22 protein-coding genes are annotated in these 25,718 nt (G+C 67.4%); 13 read left to right on the top strand and 9 right to left on the bottom strand.

The features are described from left to right. Positions 1 to 5: 5 nt before the first annotated feature. The 3 genes from dnaN to gyrB are packed head-to-tail and all read left to right on the top strand — an operon-like array spanning position 6 to position 4,646. A complete protein-coding gene (gene dnaN / locus BM060_RS14975) occupies positions 6 to 1,112 on the top strand; it encodes a DNA polymerase III subunit beta (RefSeq protein WP_074980764.1) in 1,107 nt (368 codons plus the stop codon). A 10-nt stretch (positions 1,113 to 1,122) separates the two neighbouring features. Beyond that, positions 1,123 to 2,229 (top strand): DNA replication/repair protein RecF, encoded by a 1,107-nt coding sequence (recF, locus tag BM060_RS14980; protein ID WP_043313936.1) that lies wholly within the window; start codon positions 1,123 to 1,125, stop codon positions 2,227 to 2,229. Beyond that, positions 2,226 to 4,646, top strand: a complete 2,421-nt coding sequence (gyrB, locus tag BM060_RS14985; protein ID WP_074980765.1) for a DNA topoisomerase (ATP-hydrolyzing) subunit B — start codon at positions 2,226 to 2,228, stop codon at positions 4,644 to 4,646. The genes recF and gyrB overlap by 4 nt, the downstream gene beginning before the upstream one ends. Positions 4,647 to 5,133: 487 nt before the next feature. Here gyrB and BM060_RS14990 read toward each other — a convergent pair whose 3' ends face one another. From BM060_RS14990 to glyQ, 5 genes are all read right to left on the bottom strand, one after another. Continuing rightward, positions 5,134 to 5,934: an NUDIX hydrolase gene (locus tag BM060_RS14990; protein WP_074980766.1), complete on the bottom strand. Its 801-nt coding sequence runs from the start codon at positions 5,932 to 5,934 to the stop codon at positions 5,134 to 5,136. 169 nt (positions 5,935 to 6,103) lie between these two features. Then, positions 6,104 to 6,871 carry a lysophospholipid acyltransferase family protein gene (locus BM060_RS14995; RefSeq protein WP_074980767.1) on the bottom strand — a complete coding sequence of 256 codons (768 nt, stop codon included), beginning with the start codon at positions 6,869 to 6,871 and terminating at the stop codon, positions 6,104 to 6,106. A 13-nt stretch (positions 6,872 to 6,884) separates the two neighbouring features. Next, positions 6,885 to 7,415, bottom strand: a complete 531-nt coding sequence (gene gmhB, locus BM060_RS15000; protein WP_074980768.1) for a D-glycero-beta-D-manno-heptose 1,7-bisphosphate 7-phosphatase — start codon at positions 7,413 to 7,415, stop codon at positions 6,885 to 6,887. A 72-nt stretch (positions 7,416 to 7,487) separates the two neighbouring features. After that, a complete protein-coding gene (gene glyS, locus BM060_RS15005; RefSeq protein WP_074980769.1) occupies positions 7,488 to 9,542 on the bottom strand; it encodes a glycine--tRNA ligase subunit beta in 2,055 nt (684 codons plus the stop codon). Beyond that, positions 9,542 to 10,489: a glycine--tRNA ligase subunit alpha gene (gene glyQ, locus BM060_RS15010; protein ID WP_074980770.1), complete on the bottom strand. Its 948-nt coding sequence runs from the start codon at positions 10,487 to 10,489 to the stop codon at positions 9,542 to 9,544. The genes glyS and glyQ overlap by 1 nt, the downstream gene beginning before the upstream one ends. Before the next feature lie 183 nt (positions 10,490 to 10,672). On the opposite strand from glyQ, the gene BM060_RS15015 reads away from it, so the two are divergent. The 7 genes from BM060_RS15015 (at position 10,673) to BM060_RS15045 (ending at position 18,062) form a co-directional block, all read left to right on the top strand. After that, on the top strand, positions 10,673 to 11,221 hold the full coding sequence (locus BM060_RS15015; protein ID WP_074980771.1) for a DNA-3-methyladenine glycosylase I: 549 nt from the start codon (positions 10,673 to 10,675) through the stop codon (positions 11,219 to 11,221). Between the two features lie 190 nt (positions 11,222 to 11,411). After that, a complete protein-coding gene (locus BM060_RS15020) occupies positions 11,412 to 12,299 on the top strand; it encodes a lysophospholipid acyltransferase (RefSeq protein WP_043313922.1) in 888 nt (295 codons plus the stop codon). Between the two features lie 6 nt (positions 12,300 to 12,305). Next, positions 12,306 to 13,619, top strand: a complete 1,314-nt coding sequence (locus BM060_RS15025; RefSeq protein WP_074980772.1) for an Nramp family divalent metal transporter — start codon at positions 12,306 to 12,308, stop codon at positions 13,617 to 13,619. A gap of 56 nt (positions 13,620 to 13,675) precedes the next feature. Further along, entirely contained in the window at positions 13,676 to 13,942 is a 267-nt protein-coding gene (locus tag BM060_RS15030) for a PilZ domain-containing protein (protein ID WP_074980773.1), read from the top strand. Positions 13,943 to 14,043: 101 nt separating this feature from the next. Further along, positions 14,044 to 14,550 (top strand): sigma-70 family RNA polymerase sigma factor, encoded by a 507-nt coding sequence (locus tag BM060_RS15035; protein ID WP_074980774.1) that lies wholly within the window; start codon positions 14,044 to 14,046, stop codon positions 14,548 to 14,550. Beyond that, a complete protein-coding gene (locus BM060_RS15040) occupies positions 14,547 to 15,494 on the top strand; it encodes a FecR domain-containing protein (protein WP_074980775.1) in 948 nt (315 codons plus the stop codon). The genes BM060_RS15035 and BM060_RS15040 overlap by 4 nt, the downstream gene beginning before the upstream one ends. Positions 15,495 to 15,608: 114 nt before the next feature. Further along, on the top strand, positions 15,609 to 18,062 hold the full coding sequence (locus tag BM060_RS15045; RefSeq protein WP_074980776.1) for a TonB-dependent siderophore receptor: 2,454 nt from the start codon (positions 15,609 to 15,611) through the stop codon (positions 18,060 to 18,062). Between the two features lie 449 nt (positions 18,063 to 18,511). Here the strand turns inward: BM060_RS15045 and ehuA are convergent, their stop codons facing one another. Genes ehuA through ehuB form a run of 4 tightly spaced genes read right to left on the bottom strand, consistent with a single transcriptional unit; the run spans position 18,512 to position 21,596 of the window. Then, positions 18,512 to 19,345: an ectoine/hydroxyectoine ABC transporter ATP-binding protein EhuA gene (gene ehuA, locus BM060_RS15050; RefSeq protein ID WP_074980777.1), complete on the bottom strand. Its 834-nt coding sequence runs from the start codon at positions 19,343 to 19,345 to the stop codon at positions 18,512 to 18,514. A gap of 23 nt (positions 19,346 to 19,368) precedes the next feature. Then, complete coding sequence (gene ehuD / locus BM060_RS15055) at positions 19,369 to 20,025, bottom strand: ectoine/hydroxyectoine ABC transporter permease subunit EhuD (RefSeq protein WP_009614464.1); 657 nt, start codon at positions 20,023 to 20,025, stop codon at positions 19,369 to 19,371. Further along, the gene (gene ehuC / locus BM060_RS15060) at positions 20,025 to 20,681 is read right to left on the bottom strand and encodes an ectoine/hydroxyectoine ABC transporter permease subunit EhuC (protein WP_058071081.1); all 657 of its coding nucleotides are present in this window, start codon (positions 20,679 to 20,681) and stop codon (positions 20,025 to 20,027) included. The genes ehuD and ehuC overlap by 1 nt, the downstream gene beginning before the upstream one ends. A gap of 60 nt (positions 20,682 to 20,741) precedes the next feature. After that, on the bottom strand, positions 20,742 to 21,596 hold the full coding sequence (ehuB, locus tag BM060_RS15065; protein WP_074980778.1) for an ectoine/hydroxyectoine ABC transporter substrate-binding protein EhuB: 855 nt from the start codon (positions 21,594 to 21,596) through the stop codon (positions 20,742 to 20,744). A 404-nt stretch (positions 21,597 to 22,000) separates the two neighbouring features. Here ehuB and ehuR point away from each other — a divergent pair, with 404 nt between their 5' ends. The 3 genes from ehuR (at position 22,001) to BM060_RS15080 (ending at position 25,682) form a co-directional block, all read left to right on the top strand. After that, a complete protein-coding gene (gene ehuR / locus BM060_RS15070) occupies positions 22,001 to 23,395 on the top strand; it encodes a MocR-like ectoine utilization transcription factor EhuR (RefSeq protein WP_074980821.1) in 1,395 nt (464 codons plus the stop codon). A gap of 324 nt (positions 23,396 to 23,719) precedes the next feature. Continuing rightward, complete coding sequence (eutB, locus tag BM060_RS15075) at positions 23,720 to 24,697, top strand: hydroxyectoine utilization dehydratase EutB (RefSeq protein WP_074980779.1); 978 nt, start codon at positions 23,720 to 23,722, stop codon at positions 24,695 to 24,697. Next, the gene (locus BM060_RS15080) at positions 24,690 to 25,682 is read left to right on the top strand and encodes a cyclodeaminase (protein WP_074980780.1); all 993 of its coding nucleotides are present in this window, start codon (positions 24,690 to 24,692) and stop codon (positions 25,680 to 25,682) included. The genes eutB and BM060_RS15080 overlap by 8 nt, the downstream gene beginning before the upstream one ends. Positions 25,683 to 25,718: the final 36 nt, after the last annotated feature.

Here is a 25,718-nt window from a genome sequence, read left to right on the forward strand (position 1 = left end):
AGACCATGCATTTCACCATTCAACGCGAAGCTCTGTTGAAACCCCTGCAACTGGTCGCTGGTGTGGTCGAACGCCGCCAGACGCTGCCGGTTCTTTCCAACGTACTGCTGGTGGTCCAGGGCCAGCAGCTGTCGCTGACCGGTACCGACCTCGAGGTCGAACTGGTTGGCCGCGTCACCCTGGAGGAGCCGGCCGAACCGGGCGAGATCACCGTCCCGGCGCGCAAGCTCATGGACATCTGCAAGAGCCTGCCCAGCGACGTGGTGATCGACATCCGCGTCGACGAGCAGAAGCTGCTGGTGAAGGCCGGCCGTAGCCGCTTCACCCTGTCGACGCTGCCGGCCAACGACTTCCCCACCGTCGAGGAAGGCCCGGGCTCACTGACCTTCAGCCTGGTGCAGAGCAAGCTGCGCCGCCTGATCGATCGCACCAGCTTCGCCATGGCCCAGCAGGACGTGCGCTACTACCTCAACGGCATGCTGCTGGAAGTCTCCAGCGGCACCCTGCGCGCCGTGGCCACCGACGGCCACCGCCTGGCCATGTGCTCGTTCACCGGCGGCGTGCCGGAAGCCCAGGACCGCCACCAGGTCATCGTGCCGCGCAAGGGCATCCTGGAGCTGGCGCGCCTGCTCACCGAGCAGGACGGCCAGGTGGACATCGTCCTCGGTCAGCACCACATCCGCGCCACCACCGGCGAATTCACCTTCACTTCCAAGCTGGTGGACGGCAAGTTCCCTGACTACGAGCGCGTGCTGCCAAAGGGCGGCGACAAGCTGGTGATCGGTGATCGCCAACTGCTGCGCGAGGCCTTCAGCCGTACCGCGATTCTCTCCAACGAGAAGTACCGCGGTATTCGCCTGCAACTGACCTCCGGCCTGCTGAAGATCCAGGCGAACAACCCGGAGCAGGAGGAAGCGGAAGAAGAAGTGCAGGTCGACTACAACGGCGGCAGCCTGGAAATCGGCTTCAACGTCAGCTACCTGCTGGACGTACTGGGCGTGATGGGCACCGAGCAGGTTCGCATGATCCTCTCCGACGCCAACAGCAGCGCCCTGCTGCAGGAAGCCGACAACGACGACTCCGCCTACGTCGTCATGCCGATGCGTCTCTGACCTTCACTGAATGTCACTGACCCGCGTCTCGGTCACCGCGGTGCGCAACCTGCACCCGGTGACCTTCTCCCCCTCCCCTCGCATCAACATCCTCTACGGCGAAAACGGCAGCGGCAAGACCAGCGTGCTCGAAGCCGTCCACCTGCTCGGCCTTGCCCGCTCCTTCCGTAGCCAGCGCCTGCAACCGGTCATCCAGTATGAACAGGCCGCCTGCACCGTCTTCGGCCAGGTTCAGCTTGCCAATGGCATGACCAGCAACCTGGGTATTTCCCGGGAACGCCAGGGTGAGTTCCAGATTCGCATCGATGGCCAGAATGCGCGCAGCACTGCGCAGTTGGCGGAAACCTTGCCGTTGCAGCTGATCAACCCGGACAGCTTCCGCTTGCTGGAAGGCGCGCCGAAGATTCGCCGGCAGTTCCTCGACTGGGGTGTGTTCCACGTGGAACAACGCTTCATGGTCGCCTGGCAGCGGCTGCAGAAGGCGCTGCGCCAGCGGAACTCGTGGCTCCGACATGGTAGACTGGACGGTGCTTCGCAGGCTGCCTGGGATCGCGAATTGTGTACTGCCAGCGACGAAATCGATGGCTATCGGCGGTCCTATATCCAGGCCCTCAAACCGGTCTTCGAACAGACGCTGGGAGAGTTGATCCAGTTGGACCAGCTCACCCTCAGCTATTACCGCGGCTGGGACAAGGATCGCGAGCTGAGCGAGGTATTGAACGGCAGCTTGTTGCGCGACCAGCAGATGGGGCATACCCAGGCTGGACCGCAACGGGCCGATCTACGAATTCGCCTGGGCGGGCATAACGCGGCGGAGATCCTGTCGCGGGGGCAGCAGAAACTGGTGGTCTGCGCCCTGCGTATCGCCCAAGGGCACCTGATCAATCAGGCCAAGCGAGGACAATGCGTCTACCTGGTGGACGACCTGCCCTCGGAACTCGACGAAAAGCACCGGCGTTCGTTGTGCCGGTTGCTTGAAGACTTGGGTTGCCAGGTATTCATCACCTGTGTCGACCCTGAACCTTTGAAGGACGGCTGGCGAACGGACACGCCGGTTGCCATGTTCCACGTGGAACATGGGCATGTCTCTCAGACCACCCTCGGGAGTGAAGAATGAGCGAGAACAATACGTACGACTCTAACAGCATCAAGGTGCTGAAGGGGCTGGACGCGGTACGCAAGCGTCCGGGTATGTACATCGGCGACACGGACGATGGCACCGGCCTGCACCACATGGTGTTCGAGGTGCTGGACAACTCGATCGACGAGGCCCTGGCTGGCTACTGCAGCGAGATCAGCGTCACCATCCACACCGACGAATCGATCACCGTCCGCGACAACGGCCGTGGCATTCCGGTCGATATCCACAAGGAAGAAGGGGTTTCCGCGGCCGAGGTCATCATGACCGTGCTGCACGCCGGCGGTAAGTTCGACGACAACTCCTACAAGGTTTCCGGTGGCCTGCACGGCGTGGGTGTGTCCGTGGTGAACGCGCTCTCCGAGGAACTGCGCCTGACCATCCGCCGCGAAGGCAAGGTCTGGGAGCAGATCTACCGCCACGGCGTGCCGCAGTTCCCGCTGCGCCCAGTGGGCGAGACCGATGGCTCGGGCACCGAGGTGCACTTCAAGGCCTCCGACGAGACCTTCACCAGCATCCATTTCAGCTGGGACATCCTGGCCAAACGCATCCGCGAGCTGTCCTTCCTCAACTCCGGCGTGGGCATCCTGCTGCGTGACGAACGCACCGGCAAGGAAGAGCTGTTCAAGTACGAGGGTGGCCTGCGCGCCTTCGTCGAGTACCTGAACACCAACAAGAACATCGTCAACCAGGTGTTCCACTTCAACACCCAGCGCGAGGAAGACGGCGTTGGCGTGGAAGTCGCCCTGCAGTGGAACGACAGCTTCAACGAGAACATCCTCTGCTTCACCAACAACATTCCGCAGCGTGACGGCGGTACCCACCTGGCGGGCTTCCGCTCCGCCCTCACCCGCCACCTGAACAACTACATCGAGCAGGAAGGCCTGGCGAAGAAGTACAAGATCGCCACCACCGGCGACGACGCCCGTGAAGGCCTGACCGCGATCATCTCGGTGAAGGTGCCGGATCCGAAGTTCAGCTCGCAGACCAAGGACAAGCTGGTGTCCTCCGAGGTGAAGACCGCGGTGGAGCAGGAAATGGGCAAGTACTTCGCCGACTTCCTGCTGGAGAACCCCAACGAAGCCAAGGCCGTGGTCGGCAAGATGATCGATGCCGCCCGCGCCCGCGAGGCCGCGCGCAAGGCCCGCGAGATGACCCGCCGCAAGGGCGCGCTGGACATCGCCGGCCTGCCGGGCAAGCTCGCCGACTGCCAGGAGAAGGATCCCGCCCTCTCCGAACTCTACATCGTGGAAGGTGACTCCGCGGGCGGTTCTGCCAAGCAGGGCCGTAACCGCAAGACCCAGGCGATCCTGCCGCTCAAGGGCAAGATCCTCAACGTCGAGAAGGCTCGCTTCGACAAGATGCTGTCCTCCCAGGAGGTCGGCACCCTGATCACCGCGCTGGGCTGCGGCATCGGGCGCGAGGAGTACAACATCGACAAGCTGCGTTACCACAACATCATCATCATGACCGATGCTGACGTCGACGGTTCGCACATCCGTACCCTGCTGCTGACCTTCTTCTTCCGCCAGCTCCCCGAGCTGGTCGAGCGCGGCTACATCTACATCGCCCAGCCGCCGCTGTACAAGGTGAAGAAAGGCAAGCAGGAGCAGTACATCAAGGACGACGTGGCCATGGAGGAATACATGACCCAGTCGGCCCTCGAAGACGCCAGCGTGCACGTCAACGAAAGCGCCCCGGGCCTGTCCGGCGAAGCGCTGGAGAAGCTGGTCAACGAGTACCGCACCGTCATGCGCACCCTCTCCCGCCTGTCGCGCCTGTACCCGCAGGACCTGACCGAGCACTTCGTCTACCTGCCGCGCATCGACGTCGAGCAGCTGGGCGACCAGGCCGCCATGCAGGCCTGGCTGGAGCAGTACCAGGCGCGTCTGAAGACTTCCGAGAAGTCCGGCCTGACCTACACCGCCAGCCTGCGCGAAGACCGCGAGCGCCACCTGTGGCTGCCCGAGGTGGAGATGGTCGCCCATGGCCTGTCCAACTACGTGACCTTCAACCGCGACTTCTTCGCCAGCAACGACTACCGCTCGGTCACCGAGTTGGGCGCCAAGCTGAATAGCCTGATGGAAGAAGGCGCCTACGTGCAGAAGGGCGAGCGCAAGCGGCCGGTCTCCAGCTTCAAGGAAGCCCTGGAATGGCTGATGGCCGAAGGCACCAAGCGCCACAGCATCCAGCGATACAAAGGCCTCGGCGAGATGAACCCGGACCAGCTGTGGGAAACCACCATGGACCCGAACGTGCGCCGCATGCTGAAGGTGACCATCGAGGACGCCATCGCCGCCGACCAGATCTTCAACACCCTGATGGGCGATGCCGTGGAGCCGCGCCGCGACTTCATCGAAAGCAACGCCCTGGCGGTGTCGAACCTGGACGTGTGAGGGGGGGCTGACAGCGTCGAACGGATATCCTGCTAGACGTTAGCTGCTCTGCTGCTCTTGAAAACCCCGGCTCTCCGAAAGGTCAGCCGGGGTTTTTTATATGTGCTGGTTGCTGGAATGGCATCGAAATGGCCTTCTTTCGAGCTTATCTCTCACGCCAGGGCTCTTTGTGCCACCGGGGCGTTCGGCGGGGCTGGTGAGGCCAATCGCGGACGGAGTCCGCTCCTACGCCCGTGCTTCCCTGAACCGTAGGAGCAACTGTCTTGCCGGTTGCGCCGAGGTGCTCTTCGTAGGACTCTGTTCGCGATTCGGCGGATAACGCCGTAGGCGTTATCCGCCCTACGTTTCTTTTTTCCGGGATATGGCGAGGTCGGGGCGGAGGATCGGGTTCACGCCTCTTCCCTATAGGAAACGCCATTAGGGCAATTGTTGGGCTTGCTCCGAAGCCGCTCTCCGACCAAGGAGGGCGTTTATGCGGAAAACGGATTCAGAAACCCGCGCCGGGTCTCAGCGGAAAGACCGCCTCGGGATAACCCGCATCCTCGGGAATACACAGATGACGGATGCCGCCAATTTCCTCCAACCAAGGCTGCACGCTACGCCTTGGGCGTTGGCGGGCCATGTCCAGTGCCTGGGCGAGACTGTCGATGCCCAGCAGCAGACGAAGATTTTGAGCGGTGACAAAGACCAGACTGTGACGCCCTGCTTCCCCCTCCTCCAGCGCCCGCAGCGGATTGATCCACAGCGAGTCCACCGCCTCGCCTCCGTCGTGGAGAGCAGCCTGTCCCACCGGTGCAGGAGCAATGAAGAAACGCGTATCGAAGCGCTTGTCGAGGAAGGCCGGGGTGATCCAGTGGGCGAAGGGCTCCAGCAGGTCGATGGCCAGGTGCAGCGCTTCTTCCTGCAGCAGGTCGAGGAAGCGACCTGCATCGCCCTGGAGGTGACCCTGCCAGCGGCTTTTCAGCTCGATCAGTTCGGCACCGTCGAGCAACTGTTCATTGCCCTTGCGCCGTGCCAGGAGGATGCCGCTCTCCTCGAACAGCTCGCGCAGCCCCGCCACCCGGAAACGCAGTTCGTCATCGTCCAGGGCATCTGCGCCTAGGCAATGCTGACGGAGCCGGGCATGGCCGTCAGCCTGTTCCACCTTGCCGCCGGGGAACACCAGGGCGCCGCCGCAGAAGGCCACCTGGGGATTGCGCAGCAGCATGAAGACTTCCAGCCCCGTGCCCTCCTCCGCTTCGCGCAGAAGCAGGATGGAGGTGGCTGGACGCGGTTCGATCGAAGGCATGGCGAGCGCTCTTCCCTGGGGCCTGCCCTTGAGCTTATAGGCCGCCTGGGACGCGCGTGGAGGGCGTATCGGACAAAATCCAGGGGATGGTTGCCGTAACGCCTTATCGTGCGCCAGAAACGAAAACAGGGCCCTTTGGGCCCTGTTCGCTACAGCTGGGTTATCCGCCTCAGGCCACGTCGGCCTTGGGGGTTGCCTGCGCCGGCAGCTCGCCCATCTCGCGCAGCGTCCGCGCCACCCATTCCTCGGCGCGCTGGTTGAGTTCGGCGATGGCGCGCGGGCCCTCGCCTTCGGCGTGCATCGCCGGACCGAACACCACTTCGATGGTGCCCGGGTGCTTGGCCCAGCCGTTCTTCGGCCAGCAGTGGCCGGCGTTGTGGGCGATGGGCAGCACCGGCAGGCCGGCGTTCACCGCCAGGGCCGCGCCGCCGCGGGAGAACTTGCCCAACTCGCCGGTGGGGATGCGCGTGCCTTCCGGGAAGATCAGCACCCAGGCGCCCTGCTGCAGGCGCTCGTGGCCCTGCTTGGCGAGCTGCTTGAGGGCCAGCTTGGGCTGGCTGCGGTCGATGGCGATGGGCCTGAGCAGGGCCAGGGCCCAGCCGAAGAAGGGCACGAACAGCAGCTCGCGCTTGAGCACCTGGCTCAGCGGCTCGAAGTAGCCGGAGAGGAAGAAGGTCTCCCAGGTGCTCTGGTGCTTGGAGAGGATCACGCAGGGCTTCTGCGGGATGTTCTCCAGGCCGCTCAGGCGGTAGCGCACGCCGACCATGTGCCAGGCCAGCCAGACGGCGAAGCGGCACCAGCGCTGGACCACGAAGCGGTAGCGCGCGCGGAACGGCAGGAAGGGCGCGATCAGCAGGCTGAGGGTGCCCCAGAGGAAGGCGCTGGCGGACAGCAGCAGGTAGAAAAGAACGGTTCTGATGGCCTGCACTGTCGACATGGTCAGCGGGTCCTTAGGGCAAGAGGTGGGAGGCGACGGCGGCCAGGTCGTCGAAGACCAGCGTGCCTTCGGGCAGCGGTTTGGCCAGGGTACGTTCGCCCTTGCCGGTTTTCACCAGCACGGGCTGACAGTCGACGGCCAGGGCGGCGTCCAGGTCACCCCGGGTGTCGCCGACGAACCATACGCCCTTGAGCGGAACGTCGTAGTGCGCGGCGATCTGCCTGAGCATACCCGGCTTCGGCTTGCGGCACTCGCAGCCTTCGTCGGGTCCGTGGGGGCAATGGACGATCAGGCCCAGTTCGCCGCCCTGCTCCGCCACCAGCTCGCGCAGCCGCGCGTGCATGCTTTCCAGTGTCGCCAGGTCGTAGTAGCCGCGGGCGATGCCGGACTGGTTGGTGGCCACCGCGACCGTCCAGCCGGCCTTGCTCAGGCGGGCGATGGCGGCGATGGCGCTGGGAATGGGAATCCACTCGTCGAGGGATTTGATGTACGCGTCGGAGTCCAGGTTGATGACGCCGTCGCGGTCGACGATCAATAACTTCATAGCGGCAAGCTCCAGGCCGCAAGCCACAAGACTGCGTGCTTGCAGCTTGGGGCTTGCGGCTTTCGACTGGCTTCAGCCAAGCAGAGAGATATCGGCGACGCCGAGGAACAGCCCACGCAGCTTCGCCAGCAGGGCGTAGCGGTTGGCGCGCACGGCGCTGTCGTCGGCGTTGACCAGGACTTCCTCGAAGAAGGCGTCCACCGGTGCGCGCAGGGCCGCCAGGCGGGCCAGGGCGGTGCGGTAGTCGCGCGCCCGGGCCAGCGGCGCCACTTCGCCTTCGGCGGCCGCCACGGCGCTGCCCAGGGCCTTCTCGGCGGCCTCGTTGAGCAGGCCGGCATTCACGCTCTGCGGCACCTCCCCTTCGGCCTTGGCGAGGATGTTGGACACGCGCTTGTTGGCGGCGGCCAGGGCCTCGGCTTCGGGCAGTTGGCGGAAGGCCTGCACGGCCTGCACGCGCTGGTCGAAGTCCAGCGGCGCGGTCGGCGTCAGGGCACGCACGGCCTGGTACACGGCGACGTCCACGCCTTCGTCCTCGTAGCGCGCGCGCAGGCGGTCGAAGATGAAGTCCTGGACCTGGGCGGCCAGGCCCTCGGCCTTGACCTTGTCGCCGTACTGGCCGACGGCGAAGGCGATGGTCTCGCCCAGGTCGAGGTCCAGCTGCTTCTCGATGAGGATGCGCAGCACGCCCAGGGCGGCGCGGCGCAGGGCGTACGGGTCCTTGCTGCCGGTGGGCAGCATGCCGATGCCGAAGATGCCGACCAGGGTGTCGAGCTTGTCGGCCACCGCCACCGCCGCACCGGTCAGGGTGCCCGGCAGCTCGGCGCCGGCGCCGCGCGGCATGTACTGCTCGTTCAGCGCCAGGGCGACGTCGTTGGCCTCACCGCCCGCGGTTGCGTAGTAGTAGCCGGCGATGCCCTGCATCTCCGGGAACTCGCCGACCATCTCGGTAGCCAGGTCGCACTTGGAGAGGATGCCGGCGCGGGCGGCGTTCTTCGCGTCACCGCCAATGCGCTCTGCGATGAAGGCGGCCAGGGCGGAAACCCGCTCGGCCTTCTCGAACACGGTGCCGAGCTGGGCCTGGAACACCACGTTCTTCAGGCGCTCGTTGAAGCGCTCCAGCGGCTGCTTCTGGTCCTGCTTGAAGAAGAACTCGGCGTCGGTCAGGCGCGGGCGCACGACCTTCTCGTTGCCCGAGACGATGTGCTCGGGCGCCTTGCTCTGCACGTTGGCCACGGTGATGAAGCGTGGCAGCAGCTTGCCGTTGGCGTCCAGCAGGCAGAAGTACTTCTGGTTGTCCTGCATGGTGGTGATCAGCGCTTCCTGGGGCACGGCGAGGAAGCGCTCCTCGAAGGAGCACACCAGCGGCACCGGCCATTCGACCAGGGCGGTCACTTCGTCCAGCAGGGCCGGCGGCACGATGGCGCTGCCGTTCTGCTCGGCGGCCAGTTCGGCGACGCGCTTGGCGATGATCTCGCGGCGCTCGGCGAAGTCGGCCAGCACGTGGGCGCTGCGCAGGTCTTCCAGGTAGTTGGCGGGGCTGGAGATCAGCACGTTGTCCGGGTTGTGGAAGCGGTGGCCGCGGGATTCACGGCCGGCTTTCTTGGTCAGGATCTCGCACTCCACCACCTCGTCGCCGAACAGCATCACCAGCCACTGAGTCGGACGCACGAATTCTTCGCGGCGGGCGGCCCAGCGCATGCGCTTGGGAATCGGCAGCTCGTTCAGCGAGGCCTCGACGATGCCCGGCAGCAGCCCCACGGCCGGCTGGCCGGGGATGCTCTGGCTGAACTTCAGCTTGGGCCCGCTCTTGTCGACCTGCGCCAGGTCCACGCCGCACTTCTTGGCGAAGCCCAGGGCGGCTTGGGTCGGGTTGCCGCTGGCGTCGAAGGCGGCCTGCAGCGGCGGGCCGTCGAGGTTCACGGTGCGGTCGGGCTGCTGCACGGCGAGCTGGTCGATCTGCACGGCCAGGCGGCGCGGCGCGGCATAGCAACGGGCGGCCGAGTAGGTCAGGCCGGCGGCCTTCAGGCCCTTCTCGATGCCGGCCAGGAAGGCTTCACCGAGGCTCTTCAGGGCCTTGGGGGGCAGCTCTTCGGTGCCCAGTTCGACGAGGAAATCCTTCGCGCTCATTATTCGGCCTCCTTCAGCTTGGCCAGTACTTCGTCACGCAGTTCGGGGGTGGCCATCGGGAAGCCGAGGCGCGCGCGCGCCTGCAGGTAGCTCTGTGCCACGGCGCGGGCCAGGGTGCGCACGCGCAGAATGTAGCGCTGGCGCTCGGTCACCGAGATGGCGCGGCGCGCGTCCAGCAGGTTGAAGGTGTGCGAGGCCTTGAGGACCATCTCGTAGGTCGGCAGCGGCAGCTGCAGCTCGATCAGGCGGTTGGCTTCGCTTTCGTAGAAGTCGAACAGCTCGAAGAGCTTCTCGACGTTGGCGTGCTCGAAGTTGTAGGTCGACTGCTCCACCTCGTTCTGGTGGAACACGTCGCCATAGGTGACCTTGCCGAACGGGCCGTCGGCCCACACCAGGTCGTACACCGAGTCGACGCCCTGGATGTACATGGCCAGGCGTTCCAGGCCGTAGGTGATCTCGCCGGTGACCGGGTAGCACTCGATGCCGCCGACCTGCTGGAAGTATGTGAACTGGGTGACTTCCATGCCGTTCAGCCAGATTTCCCAGCCCAGGCCCCAGGCGCCGAGGGTCGGCGATTCCCAGTTGTCCTCGACGAAGCGGATGTCGTGCACCAGCGGGTCGATGCCGATGGCCTTCAGCGAGCCCAGGTAGAGCTCCTGGAAGTTCTCCGGGTTGGGCTTGAGCACCACTTGGAACTGGTAGTAGTGCTGCAGGCGGTTCGGGTTCTCGCCGTAGCGGCCGTCGGTGGGGCGGCGGCTGGGCTGCACGTAGGCGGCGTTCCAGGTCTCCGGGCCGATGGCGCGCAGGAAGGTGGCGGTATGGAAGGTGCCGGCGCCAACTTCCATGTCGTAGGGCTGCAGCACCACGCAGCCCTGGTCGGCCCAGTACTGTTGCAGGGCGAGGATCAGGTCCTGGAAGGTGCGCACGGCGGGCGTAGTCTGGCTCACGAATTTCACCTGTGCTGGGTATGCGACGAAAACCCCGCAGTATACCCGAAGCCGCGTACCGCTTGGGGTGCACGCACGTTTTCGGATGAATTCGCAAACGGCGGGAAGCAGGTACTGGACTGTATCTTCATACAGTGTTCCGGCTATAGTGGGACTTTCTTCCGCCCCGTCAGGACGACCGCCATGCCCCGCTGCTTCTGGTGCAACGACGACCCGCTGTACATCGCCTACCACGACACCGAGTGGGGCGTGCCGCAGAGAGACCCGCAGGCGCTGTTCGAACTGCTGGTGCTCGAAGGCGCCCAGGCCGGGCTGTCGTGGATCACCGTGCTGCGCAAGCGCGAGCGTTACCGCGAGGTGCTGTTCGGTTTCGACCCCAAGCGCCTGGCGCGCATGAGCGACGAGGAGATCGAGCAGCGCATGCAGGATGCGGGCATCATCCGCAACCTGGCCAAGCTCAAGGCCGCGCGGCAGAACGCCCGGGCCTGGCTGGAACTGCCCGAGCCGGTGGAATTCCTCTGGTCCTTCGTCGGTGGCCAGCCGAAGGTCAACCACTTCAGCGGCCGTGGCGACGTCCCGGCGGTGACGCCCGAGGCCGAGGCCATGAGCAAGGCCCTGAAGAAGGCCGGCTTCACCTTCGTCGGGCCGACCATCTGCTACGCCTTCATGCAGGCCACGGGGATGGTGATGGACCACACCACCGATTGCGACCGTTACGCCGAGCTGTCCTGACGCCCTGCTTCTCGTAGGAGCGAGCTTGCTCGCGAATGGCCCCGCTGCGGCATTCGTTCGCGAGCAAGCTCGCTCCTACGAAGAGAAGAGCAGTGCGAAGGGCTGCTCTATCGCCCTGATCGACAGTCGCCTTTCGCCTTCGCCCATGCCCGCTGGTTAGAATGTGCGCATTCGGCTGAAGGAGCATTCCGTGGAGAAATTCAAAGGTGCCTTGGTGGTGGGTGGGCTGCGCCTGTTCGCCATGCTGCCCTGGCGGGCGGTGCAGGGGCTGGGGGCCGCCATCGGCTGGCTGATGTGGAAGCTGCCCAACCGCTCCCGCGAGGTGGCGCGCATCAACATCTCGCATTGCTTCCCCGAGCTGTCCGCCGCGGAGCTGGACAAGCTGCTGGGCCAGAGCCTGATGGACATCGGCAGGACCCTCACCGAGAGCGCCTGCGCCTGGATCTGGCCGCCGCAGAAGTCGCTGCAGTACATCCGCGAGGTCGAGGGCATGGAGGTGCTGGAAGAGGCCCTGGCCTCCGGCGACGGCCTGGTGGGCATCACCAGCCACCTGGGCAACTGGGAAGTGCTCAACCACTTCTACTGCTCCTACGCCAAGCCGATCATCTTCTACCGCCCGCCGAAGTTGAAGGCGGTGGACGATCTGCTGAAGAAGCAGCGCGTGCAGCTGGGCAACCGCGTGGCGCCGTCGACCCCCGAAGGCATCATCAGCGTGATCAAGGAAGTGCGGCGCGGCGGCTGCGTCGGCATTCCCTGCGACCCGGAGCCGGACCTGGGCTCGGGGCTGTTCGTGCCCTACCTGGGCACCACCGCGCTGACCAGCAAGTTCGTACCCTCGCTGCTGTCGCGCGGCAAGGCGCGCGGGGTGTTCTTCCACGCGGTGCGCCTGCCCGACGGCAGCGGCTACAAGGTGATCCTCGAAGCCGCGCCGGCGGACATGTACGACAAGGACATGGAAGTCTCGGTCGCCGCCCTGAGCCGCGAGCTGGCCCGCTACGTGCGCGACTACCCGAGCCAGTACATGTGGACCATGAAGCGCTTCAAGAAGCGCCCGGAAGGCGAAGCCAGGTGGTATTGAACTGACATGTGGGGATTGCCGACTACCGCCACCGCGCCCTTCTGCCCTTCCGAGGTCAGGGGCAGCGTCGTCGTTTCGCCCAGCGCGCCGCTGTGGAAGCGCATCCTGCAGTTCGCCGGGCCCGGCCTGCTGGTCTCCATCGGCTACATGGACCCGGGCAACTGGGCCACGGCCATCGAGGCCGGTTCCGGCTTCGGCTACCAGCTGCTCTACGTGGTGCTGCTGTCCAGCCTCGCCGGCATGGTCCTGCAGTGCCTGGCCATGCGCCTGGGCATCGTCACCGGCCAGGACCTGGCGCAGCTCTCGCGGCAGCGCTACAGCCCGGCCATGGCCAAGGTCCAGTGGCTGCTGGCGGAGCTGTCGATCGTCGCCACGGACCTGGCCGAGGTGCTCGGTTGCGCCCTGGCCTTCCACCTGCTGCTGGGCGTGAACCTCACCGGCGGCATCCTCCTCACCGCCCTCGACACCCTGATCGTCCTCGGCCTCAAGGGCCAGCGCTTCCGTCACCTGGAGGCGATCATGCTGGGGCTGATCATCACCATCAGCGCCTGCTACGTGGTCGAGCTGGTGCTGATCAAGCCGTACTGGCCGGACGTCGCCGCCGGCTTCGTGCCCAGCCTGGACACCCTCAGCCAGCGCGAGCCGCTGTACCTGGCCATCGGCATCCTCGGCGCCACCGTGATGCCGCACAACCTCTACCTGCACTCCTCCATCGTGCAGACCCGCGCGGTGGCCGGCAGCCAGGGCAAGGCCTCGGCGATCCGCCTGGCGCGGCTGGACACCGTGGTTTCGCTGAGCCTGGCGCTGCTGATCAACGCCGCCATCCTGATCCTCGCCGCCGCGGCCTTCCACGAGACCGGGCACGCCGACGTCACCGAAATCCAGGACGCCTACCGCCTGCTCGAACCCCTGGTCGGCGCCGGCCTGGCCGCGATCCTCTTCGGCGTCGCCCTGCTCGCCTCCGGGCAGAGTTCCACCTTCACCGGCACCATCGCCGGCCAGGTGATCATGGAAGGCTTCCTGCAGATGAAGATCCCCTGCTGGCAACGCCGCCTGATCACCCGCGCCCTGGCGCTGATCCCGGCGCTGCTGGGGGTGATGCTGATGGGCGACAGGGCGGTGGGCAAGCTGCTGGTGTTCAGCCAGGTGGTGCTCAGCCTGCAGCTGCCCTTCGCGCTCTGGCCGCTGATCCGCTTCACCAGCGACCGCGCGCTGATGGGCGAATTCGCCAACCGCTGGCCGACCCGCGCGCTGGCCTGGCTGCTGTTCGTGGTCATCAGCGGCGCCAACCTCTGGCTGCTGGGGCAACTGGCCGCTTGACCGGCGGCGGCGGATCGGGCCGACTATGCCGCTGACATTCCGGACGGATGCCGAGCATGGCGAATCAGAGGCAGTACCCGCGTACCCCGATGAAGTGCAGGATCAAGATCGTCCACCCCAGCTTCGGCGAGGTCATCGGCCACACCCGTGACCTCTCCGACGGCGGCGTCTACGTGCGTCACGCGGCGCTGGCCGAGCTTGCTCCCGGCACCCGCGTGCACGGCCAGGTGCAGGACCTGCCCATGGAAGCGCCGGTGCTGGAGATGGAAGTCATGCGCACCGACGCTGAGGGCGCCGGCCTGCGTTTCGTCGACTCCGACTGAAGTTCGCCGCGCCCGCGCTTGCCGCCGGCCCTGGCTGGGCCGTATATTCCGCCGCCACGACGTGAATGATAATTCTTATCAATTGAGCGGATGGGCAGCCCATGTCGGCGGCAACTGGTGCGAAGGAAACCCTGCAGCAGCTCTACCTCGACCACCACGGCTGGCTGCACGGCTGGTTGCGGCGGCGCCTGGGCGACCGCGAGCGCGCCGCCGACATCGCCCATGACACCTTCCTGCGCCTGCTGGTCTCCGGCCGCTACCCGGCCCGCGAGGAAGGCCGCGGCTACCTGGTGCAGATCGCCCGCAACCTGGTGGTCGACCAGTGGCGCCGGCAGCGCATCGAACAGGCCTACCTGGACAGCATCGCCCAGCTGCCCGAGCCGGAAACCCCGTCGCTGGAAACCCGCGCGATCATCGTCGAAACCCTGCTGCGCATCGAGGCCATGCTCGAACGCATGCCCGCCAAGGTGTGCGCGGCCTTCCTCATGTCGCAGTTCGAGGGGCTGGGCTACGCGCAGATCGCCGAGCGCCTGGGGGTGAGCCTCAGCTCGGTGCAGAAGTATATGATCCGCGCCATCCAGGCCTGCTACCAGGTGCTCTACGAATGAGGCGGCCCGACGCGCCGGTGGCCCCGGCCGTGGTCGAGCGCGCCAGCGAGTGGCTGATGCTGCACTGGGGCGGTGAGCTGGATGCCGGCCAGCGCGAGGCCTTCGCCGCCTGGCATGCCGCCGACCCCGAGCACCGCCGCGCCTGGCAGCGCCTGCAACAGCTGCAGGGCACCCTGGCCAGCGTCCCCGCCGCCACCGCCCGCCAGGTGCTGGGCGAACTGCCGGACCGCCGCCGCCGCGACCTGCTGAAGACGCTCGGCCTGCTGCTGGCCGCCGGCGGCAGCGCCTACCTGGCCGGCGACCTGCCCTGGCGCGAGACCTTCGCCGACCAGCGCACCGCCAAGGGCGAGCGGCGCCACCTGCGCTTGGCCGACGGCAGCCAGCTGGACCTGAACAGCGACAGCGCCGTGGACATCCGCTTCGACGCCAGCCAAAGGCGCATCTGCCTGCTGGCCGGGGAAATCCTCTGCCAGGCCGTGCGGGAAGCGCGGCCGCTGGTGGTCGAGACCGCCGCCGGCGACATCCGCACCCATGGCGCGCGCTTCGCCGTGCGCGAGCTGGACGGCGGCAGCCGCGTCGACCTCTACCAGGGGCAGCTGGAAATCCTGCCGCGGCATGCCCCTGCCGCGCGCCTGGAAGCCGGCCAGCGCCTGTGGTTCAGCGCCGAGGGCGTCGGCGCGCTGCAGGCCGCAGACAGCAACGCCAGCGCCTGGAGCGAAGGCCGCTTGATCGCCGAACGGCAGCCGCTGGGGCAGTTCCTCGCCGAACTGGGGCGCCACCGCCCCGGCCTGCTGCGTTGCTCCGACGATGCCGCCGGGCTGCTGCTCACCGGCGTGTTCCCGCTGGCCGACACCCGCCGCGTGCTCGATGCCCTGGAGCGCAGCCTGCCGGTGCGGGTGAGCTACCTCACGCGCTACTGGGTGACGGTGGAACGCCGCGCCTGATACGCCCGCCAACGGTCTGTCGAAAAAACTTCTGCGGCGCTTGTCGGTTTCGCCGGCTCGTCCGGGATACCTCTTGAACCCCCTGCAGCTCCCGCACAAGAGGAACCTCCCGCAATGCCCAGAATGCCCCTCGCCCTCCTGGCCGCCGCCCTGCGCCCCGGCACCTTCGCCGCCGCGCTGGCCGTCACCCCGCTGCTCTGCCCGCCGGCCTGGGCGGCCGAGGCGCAGCAGCAGTACGCCATTCCCGCCGGCGGCCTGGACCAGGCCCTGAACCGCTTCGCCAGCCAGGCCGGGGTGCTGCTCTCGGTGGACGCCAACCTCACCGCCGGCAAGCACAGCCCGGGGCTGCAGGGCGCCTACCCGGTGGAAACCGCCCTGGGCCGCCTGCTCGAAGGCACCGGGTTGCAGGCCGAACGCCAGGTCGACGGCAGCTACACCTTGGTGCCGCGGCCCGATGCGGCGCTGAAGATGGACGACACCGTGGTCTCGGGGCTGGCGCCGGACGCGCCCAGCGAAGCCACCCGCTCCTACACCACAGCCGCCAGCAGCACCGCCACCGGCCTCGGCCTGTCGCTGCGCGAGACGCCGCAATCGGTCAGCGTGATGACCCGCCAGCGCATCGACGACCAGGGCCTGCACAGCCTCACCGACGTGCTGGAGCAGACGCCGGGCATCTCGGTGCAGCACTACGACAGCGAGCGCTTCAACATCTGGTCGCGCGGCTACGCGGTGGACAGCTTCCAGTACGACGGCGTGCCCACCACCCTCATCCCCAGCACCACCGCCACGCCGCAGAGCCTGTCGGACATGGCGGTCTACGACCGGGTGGAAGTGCTGCGCGGCGCCAGCGGCCTGATGACCGGCGCCGGCGACCCCTCGGGCACGGTCAACCTGGTGCGCAAGAAACCCACCGCCGAATTCCAGGGCCACGTCAGCGCCGGCCTCGGCTCCTGGGACCTGTACCGCACCGAGGCGGACGTCTCCGGGCCGCTGACCGACAACGGCCGCCTGCGCGGGCGCAGCGTGGTCGCCTACCAGCAGAACAACAGCTACGTCGACCACTACCAGCAGGAAAAGCAGGTCTACTACGGCATCCTCGAAGCCGACCTGAGCGACAGCACCCTGCTCACCTTCGGCGTCGACTACCAGAAGTACGCGCCGCGCGGCGTCTCCTACGGCAGCTTCCCGATCTTCTACAGCGACGGCAGCCAGACCGACTTCCCGCGCTCGTTCAACCCGGCCTCGCGCTGGAGCCACCGCGACCAGGACACCCTCAGCACCTTCTACACCCTGGAACAGCGCCTGGCCGGCGACTGGTCGCTGAAGCTCGCGCTCAACCAGCTCTACAGCACCCGCGAGCTGTCCCTGGCCTCGGCCAGCTGGGGCTATCCGGACAAAGTGACCGGCGACGGCCTGCGCCTGTACGGCGGCGACGGTAGCGGCTGGCAGAAGCAGACCGGCGTCGACCTGATGGCCAAGGGGCCGTTCCAGCTGCTGGGCCGCGAGCACGAGCTGGTGCTCGGCTACAGCTGGTCGAAGTACGAGGACCACAACGACCCCGACCTCGACGACCTAGAAGGCCGCGAGGTGAACATCTACACCTGGGACAACCGCACGCCGCGCCCGGTGTCCGAGGGCCCGCTGATGGACAACGACACCCTGATCTACCAGCAGGGCGTCTACCTGGCCACCCGCCTGCGCCCCACCGACGCCCTCTCGGTGATCCTCGGCGCCCGCGCCAGCGACTACAAGTACAGCTACTCGCTGGACTACGTGGTGCCCGCCTTCGCCGACTTCAGCAGCACCACGCGCATGCGCGAGAGCGGCCAGGTGACGCCCTACGCTGGCGTGGTCTACGACCTCACCGAGCAGCACTCGGTGTACCTCAGCTACACCAGCATCTTCCGCCCGCAGAGCGAGCGCGACCGCACGGGCCGGCCGCTGGACCCGCGCGAGGGCGACAACTACGAAGTGGGCCTGAAGAGCGAGTTCTTCGACGGCCGCCTGAACACCAGCATCGCCTACTACGAGATCAAGCAGGACAACCTGGCCGAGGCCGACCCCGGCCAGACTGTCCCGGGCACCGTCGACGAACCTGCCTACCGCGCCGTGCAGGGCGCCAGGACCAAGGGCTTCGACCTGGAGGCCGGCGGCGAACTGGCGCCGGGCTGGAACCTCACCGCCAGCTACAGCCACAGCGTCACCAAGGATGGCGAGGGCGAGCGCATCAACACGGTGGCGCCGGCGGAGATGTTCAAGCTGTGGACCACCTACCGCCTGCCCGGCGCCTGGAACCGCCTGACCGTCGGCGGCGGCGCCAACTGGCAGAGCGGCATCCACTTCAGCGACACGCCCTGGGACCTGGGCAAGACGGTCAAGGCCAAGCAGGAGCAGTACACGGTGGTCGACCTGATGGCGCGCTACCAGCTCAGCGAGCAGCTGTCGACGACGCTCAACGTCAACAACCTGTTCGACAAGAAGTACCTGAGCGCGCTGGATACCACCTTCTACGGCGGCTACTACGGGGAGCCGCGCAACCTGTTGCTGAGTGCGGAGTATCGGTTCTGAAACCGCGGGCCTTGCCCGCGAAATCGTGCGCAGGGCGCGCTCCTACAGGGTAGGGCAGCGTAGGAGCGGATCTCATCCGCGAATCGCGCCGGGACGGCCGGCTATCGCGGACAAGGTCCGCTCCTATGGTGTGGATGGGTATGGCTTTTCGTAGGAGCGAGCTTGCTCGCGAACGGTGCCTGCCGGCGGCTTCGGTGCCTTGGCTTGACTCCGCTCCCTCTCCCCAGCCCTCTCCCTGAAGGGAGAGGGGGCTTGTCCGTGCCGAGGGGGGGAATGGTTTCAGCCGGAAACCAACGGCGCTGCCGGCTGACTCCAGAACCCCCAGTTCTGCCCAACGGTCCCCTCTCCCTTCAGGGAGAGGGTTAGGGAGAGGGCGTTCTTTGGAACCCTGCCAACTCCCTCCGACGGAACACTGTTCGCGAGCAAGCTCGCTCCTACAACCATCCCCCTCAACTCGCCTCGTTCACCGCGCTCAGGAAACACCGCGTCCGCTCATGCTGCGGGTGCCCGAACAGCTGCTCCGGCGTCCCCTGCTCCAGGATGCTGCCCTGGTGGAAGAAGCACACCCGGTCGGCGAATTCGCGGGCGAAGCCCATCTGGTGGGTGACCATCAGCATGGTCAGGTTGTGCTCGGTGCCGAGCCGGCGCACCACGTTGAGCACCTCGCCGCACAGCTCCGGGTCCAGCGCCGAGGTCACCTCGTCGAACAGCATCACCTTCGGCCGCATGGCCAGGGCGCGGGCGATGGCCACGCGTTGCTGCTGGCCGCCGGAGAGCTGCGAGGGGTAGTGCTCCAGCTTGTTGCCCAGGCCGACCATCTCCAGCAGCTCCACGGCGCGCTCGCGGGCCTCGTCGCGGCGCATGCCCAGCACCTGCACCGGCGCTTCCATCACGTTCTTCAGCGCGCTCATGTGCGGGAACAGGTTGAAGCTCTGGAACACCATGCCGATCTTGCCGCGCACGCGGCGCACGTGGGCTTCCGAGGCGCGCACCGGTTCGCCGTTGCGCAGCTGGTGGGTGAGCGGGTCGCCGTCCACCTCGATCGCCCCGCTGTCGATGCTCTCCAGGGTCATCAGGGCGCGCAGCAGGGTCGACTTGCCCGAGCCGCTGGGGCCGATGATGGCGACCTTCTCGTTGGCGCCCACCTCCAGGTTCAGGTGGTTCAGCACGCTGAAGCTGCCGTAGCTCTTGCACACGTCGCGGAAGCGCACCATCGGCTGGGCGGTCTGTGCCCGCGGGGCCTCGTCGGCCAGCGGCCGGGTGGTCATGGACAGGACGGTCATGGGGTTTCCTCCGGTGGGCGCTTTCATGGCAGTGCCGTGCGTTTTTCCACCTGGCGGACCACGCCGGCCAGGCTGATGCTGATGAGCAGGAAGAACACCCCGACCAGGGTGATCGGCTCCAGGTAGCGGAAGCTGTCGGAACCGATGTTCTTGGCCTGCTGCATGATTTCCACCACGGTGATCGCCGAGAGCACCGGGGTGTCCTTGAACATGGCGATCAGGTAGTTGCCCAGGGCCGGCAGCACCGGGCGGATGGCCTGGGGCAGGATCACCTGGCGGTAGGCCCGCCACGGCGAGAAGTTCAGCGCCGTGACCGCCTCCCACTGCCCGCGCGGCACCGATTCCAGGCCGGCGCGGTAGACCTCGGCGGTGTAGCAGGCGTAGTGCAGGGCGATGCCCAGGGTGCCGGCCACCAGCGAGGTCATGTTCAGCCCGTAGCTGGGCAGCACGTAGAACAGGAAGTACACCTGGATCAGCAGCGGCGTGCTGCGGATGAACTCGATCAGCCAGGCCGCCGGCCACGACAGCCAGAAGTGCCGGCTGCGCCGGGCCAGGGCGAAGAGCAGGCCGAAGACCACCGCCAGGGCGAAGCCGACCAGGGTGATGCCGATGGTCTTGAGCGAGGCGTGCAGCAGCTGCGGCAGGATCTGCCAGGCGAATTGCCAGTCGAACAACTTCATCACAGGCCTCCCCGGATGCGCCCATGCCCCAGCCGGCGTTCCAGGCGGCGCATGAGGAAGACGATGGCCTGGGCCATGGCGAAGTACAGCACCAGGGTCAGGGTGAAGATCTTCAGCGTCTCGAAGGTCGCCTGGTCCAGCTGGCGGGCGCGGAAGGTCAGGTCCGAGAGGGTGATCAGCGACACCAGCGAGGTGTTCTTCAGCAGCTCGATCAGCAGGTTGGTGCCCGGCGGTATGGCGCACAGCAGCGCCTGCGGCAGGATGATCCGGCGGAAGCGCGTGAACGGCGTCATGTTCAGCGCCAGCGCGGCCTCGTACTGGCCCTTGGGCACCGAGCCGATGGCCCCGCGCATCACCTCCGCGCCATAGGCGCCGATGTGCAGGCCCAGGCCGAGGATGGCCACCGTGTAGGCGCCCAGTTCCAGGTTGAACGGCGGCAGCGGCAGTACGAAGAACAGCCAGAACAGCTGCACCAGCAGCGAGGTGCCGCGGAACAGCTCGATGTAGCCGATGGCCAGCCAGCGCACCGCCGGCCACGGCGCCAGGCGGCCGAGGGCGGCGACGATGGCCAGCGCCACCGCCAGCAGCGAGCCGAAGAAGGTGACCTGGACGGTGACCCAGGCGCCCTCCATCAGCAGTGGAAGCAATTCACCCATGTTGCGCATCCCGTATCGACAGGTTCGACGGAACGGCCGAGGGGGCGGAGCCCCCTGCGGTCACTGTTTGCAGAGCTCGGCGGCACTCTTGTCGGTCAGGTTGGACTTGTCGAAGCCGAACGGCTTGACCGTCTGCAGGTGCTCGTCGCTGCCCAGCCACTTCTTCAACTGCTGGTTCACCGCGTCGCGCAGGTCCTTGTCCTCCGGGCGGAAGGCCAGGGCGCCGTAGCCGATGTGCGCCGGGTCGTCCTTGAAGTCGGCGATGGCCTCGACACTGTCGCCGCCCTTGGCCGCCAGGCCCTTCATGGTCAGCGCGGTGCCGACGCTGGCGTCGGCGCGGCCGGCGCGCACCGCCTGCAGCTGCGCGGTGGTGTCCGGCACCTGGACGATCTGATCGTCGCTCACCCCCTCGGCGCGGGCGTAGCCCAGCTCGGCGGTGCCGGACATGATCGCCAGGCGCACGTCCGGGTTCTTCGCGACGTCAGCGTAGCTGTGCAGGTTCTTCGGGTTGCCCCGCTTCACCAGCAGGGTGTCGGGGATCTGGTAGTGCGGGTCGGTGAAGATCACCTGCTGGCAGCGCGGCGGGGTGATGTACATGCCCGCGGCGATCACGTCGAAGCGCCCGGCGCGCAGCCCGGGGATCAGCGCGCCCCACTCGGTGAGCACCGGCTCGACCTTCTTCACGCCCATGGCGGCGAACACCTTGGTGGCGATCTCCGGCGACTCGCCGGTGACCTTGCCGGAGGTCTCGGTGTAGGCGAAGGGCGCCTCGTTGGCGTAGCCGATGCGCACCGTGCCGGTGCTCTGGATGCGTTCCAGGGTGGTCTCGGCCTGGCTGGCGAAGCTGGCCGCAAGGCCCGCCAGCAGGGTACAGGCCAGGCCCAGGCGATGGAGGGAAAGGGGGGCGGTACTCATCTTCGGATCTCCTGATCTTCTCGTGCCGGCCTTGTTGTGGTGTTGGGACGCGGCGGTGGATGGCAGGTAGCGATGTCGTGCGACTGTTGTTCTTATGTTGGGACCCGCCGGGCGGGCCTTCCGAAGTACTGCCCCGACAGAGGGCATTCGTTGCGTTGCAGACTAAGCCGTCCGGCCTTGCGGCTGTTCCCGATCGGCGCCGTCGCGGCGGAAAAAACCGCCTGTCGCGACGCGCCCATCCATGGCTTTTTTCTGCGCCGGCCCTGTGCCGCGGGGGCGGCGGCATGGGCGGCTGGTCGGCCCGAGCATACAAAAGGCTTTCCGGCGCCGGAATTGCACTAGGACAATCCATGGAAATGCCCTGATCCATCACCCTGTGCCGAGGTCGAAGGGGAATGCCCATCATGCAAAGCTGGCGCCACGCGCTGGCCGGCCTGCGGGTCGGCGAATCCAAGTACAAGACGCTGGTCCAGGCCATCGCCACGGAAATCGAACAGGGCCGCCTGCACGATGGCCAGCGCCTGCCGCCGCAGCGCCAGGTGGCCGATGGCCTGGGCATCAGCGTGCAGACGGTGACCAACGCATACAAGGAACTGGAGCGCCAGGGCCTGGTGCGTTGCGAGGTGGGCCGCGGCAGCTTCGTCTCGCGGCGCATGACCGAGGGCGTGTCGCGCTACATGCTCGACCACCCCGAGCGCGCGCTGGTGGACTTCTCCATCGCCAGCATCGTCCACACCGACGAGCACGACCGCCTGTGGCAGGACACCTGCCGCCAGCTGGCGCAGGAGGCGGACCAGCCGTGGATGCGCGCCTGCCGGCCGATCGCCGGTTTCGACAGCCACCGCGAGGCGGCGGCGCAGTGGCTGGCGCAGCAAGGCCTGCGCTGCGAGCGCGACGACCTGCTGATCACCAATGGCGCCGCCCACGCCGTATTCCTCGCCCTCGCCTCCCTGGCCGGGCCGGACGACGTGGTGCTCTGCGAGCAGCTCACCGACCACGGGGTGATCGGCAATTCCCAGGTGCTCGGCTTCACCTTGAAGGGCGTGGAGGTCGACCGCGAGGGCATCGACCCGGAGCACTTCGAGGACCTCTGCGCCAACGAGCGCATCACCGCGCTGGTGTGCACGCCCAACCTGAACAACCCCACCTCCAGCCTGATGAGCGACACCCGGCGCCGGGAGATCGCCGCCATCGCCCAGCGCTTCGGCGTCTACGTCATCGAGGACGACGTCTACGGCCCGCTGCTGGGCGAGGACCGTGCACCGCCGCTGAGCCACTATCTGCCGGAGCTGTCGTTCTACTGCACCAGCTTCACCAAGAGCGTGCTCACCGGCCTGCGCATCGGCTACCTGGTGGTGCCGCGGCGCCTGGCCCTGCGCACCGAGAGCATCCTGCGGGTGAACAGCTGGATGGCCGCGCCGCTGCTGGCCGAGGTGGCCACGCGCTGGATCCACAACGGCAACGCCCAGGCCCTGGTGGAGCGCCAGCGGCGCCTGCTGGCGGCGCGCCAGGCGCTGGTGTCCGAGCGTTTCGCCGAACACCTGCTGGGCCATGCGCCGCAATCCCTGAGCTGCTGGATGGGCATTCCCGAGCACTGGGAGCTGGACAGCCTGGTGCGCGAACTGCGCCACCGGCACATCGCCGTGACCTCGCCGGACCCCTTCATGGTCCGCGGCACGCCCCGCCCGCGCGCAGTGCGCCTGTGCATGGGCGCCGAATGCAGCGACGAACGCATGGCCCAGGCCCTGGACGACATGCGCGAGCTGTTCGAGCAGTACCCGAAGATCCACGATTTCTGAACGGGCCGCCGCCCCGTCCCCTTGTAGGAGCGCGCCCTGCGCGCGAATCGCGGGCAGGGCCCGCTCCTACAAGTTACTGGGAAGTACGGTATTTCTCCCCGTAGGAGCGGACCTTGTCCGCGATAGCCGGACGTCCCGGCGCGATTCGCGGATGAGATCCGCTCCTACAGGTGGGTTCGAGGCCCCGTAGGATGGGTTGAGCGAAGCGATACCCATCGCCCATTACCACGACGAATGACAATCTCCACGACATCGTCCTAGTACATTCATCGCGACAATTTCCCGCTCATACACTCGGCCCGACTGCATTGTCGGGAGGCCGCCATGGCCAACGAGATCCCCCTGATCGAGCTGTACCGCGCCCGCCAGCGCATCCGCGGCCTGGTGCGGCAGACGCCGCTGGAGCATTCGCCCAGCCTCTCCGCGCTGCTGGGCGCGCCGGTGTACCTGAAGCTGGAGTCGCAGCAGGCCACCGGCAGCTTCAAGCTGCGCGGCGCCAGCAACGCCATCGCCCAACTGGACGACGCGCAGAAGGCCCGCGGGGTGGTCGCCGCCTCCACCGGCAACCACGGCCGCGCCCTCGCCCATGCCGCCCGCGTGCTGGGCGTGCCGGCCACCATCTGCCTGTCGCAGTTGGTGCCGGCGAACAAGGTCGAGGCGATCCGCGCCCTCGGCGCCGAGGTGCGCATCGTCGGCAACAGCCAGGACGACGCCCAGGCCGAGGCCGAGCGCATCGCCCGCGAACAGGGCGCGGCGCTGCTGCCGCCCTTCGACCACCCGCAGATCATCGCCGGCCAGGGCACCCTGGGCCTGGAAATCCTCGAACAGTTGCCGCAGGTGCGCCAGGTGCTGGTGCCGCTCTCCGGCGGCGGATTGTTCGGCGGCGTGGCCGTGGCGCTGAAGGCGGCCGACCCGTCGATCCGCCTGCACGGCATCAGCATGCGCCGCGGCGCGGCCATGGCCGCCAGCCTGGAAGCCGGCCAGCCCGTGGAAGTGGAGGAACTGCCGAGCCTCGCCGACTCCCTTGGCGGCGGCATCGGCCTGGACAACCGCTACACCTTCGCCCTCGCCCGCGCTCACTGCGACGAGCTGCACCTGCTCGACGAACCCGCCATCGCCGCCGGCATCCGCCACGCCTACCGCGAGGAACGCCAGGTGGTCGAAGGCGCCGCGGCGGTGGGCATAGCCGCGCTGCTGGAAGGCCGCATCAGCGCCGAAGGGCCGGTGGTGGTGGTCGTCAGCGGCCGCAACATCGCCATCGAACAACACCAACGCATCATCGAGGAAGACCTGCATGGCTGACGTCACCCTGCTCAGCGAAGCCGACCTGCGCGCCTGCGTGGCGCTGGACACTGAAAGCCTCGACGCCGTCGAGCAGGCCTTCCGCCTGCTGGCCACGGCGGCGGTGGCGATGCCGCCGATCCTGCGCCTGGACATCCCCGAGCACAACGGCGAGGTGGACGTGAAGACCGCCTACCTGCCGGGCCTGCCGCGCTTCGCCATCAAGGTCAGCCCGGGCTTCTTCGACAACCCGAAGCTCGGCCTGCCCAGCCTCAACGGCATGATGATGCTGCTGTCCGCGCACACCGGCCTGCTCGACGCCCTGCTGCTGGACAACGGCTACCTCACAGCCGTGCGCACTGCCTGCGCCGGCGCCGTGGCCGCCAAGTGGCTGGCCCGTGAGGACGCCCGCCGCGTGGCCATCCTCGGCGCCGGCGAGCAGGCGCGCCTGCAGCTCAAGGCGCTGTGCCTGGTGCGGCCGATCGAGGGCGCCAGCCTCTGGGCCCGCGACGCGGCCAAGGCGCACCAGTGCGCCGCCGAGCTGAGCACCGCCCTGGGTATCCCGGTGGTCGCCTGTTCCAGCGTCGACGAAGCCCTGGAAGGCGCGGACATCGCCATCACCACCACGCCCAGCCGCGAGCCGCTGATCCAGAAGCGCCACCTGCGCCCGGGCCTGCACATCACCGCCATGGGCTCGGACGCCGAGCACAAGAACGAGATCGCCGCCGACGCGCTGGCGGCGCTGGACTGCTACGTCGCCGACCGCCTGAGCCAGACCCGCGTGCTCGGCGAACTGCACCACGCCATCGCGGCCGGGCTGGTGGAGGCGGGCGCCGACTTCGCCGAGCTCGGCCAGGTCATCGCCGGCCAGCGCCCGGGCCGCCGCAGCCCCCGGGACGTGACCCTCTGCGACCTCACCGGCACCGGCGCCCAGGACACCGCCATCGCCGGCCTGGCCTTCCAGCGCGCGCAGCGCATGGGCAAGGGGTTCAAGTTCCACAGCTGACCGCTTCATACCGGACAAACACCTGTAGGAGCGAGC

Origin of the sequence: Pseudomonas citronellolis (assembly GCF_900112375.1) — a bacterium.
GTDB classification, from domain to species: Bacteria; Pseudomonadota; Gammaproteobacteria; order Pseudomonadales; family Pseudomonadaceae; genus Pseudomonas; species Pseudomonas citronellolis.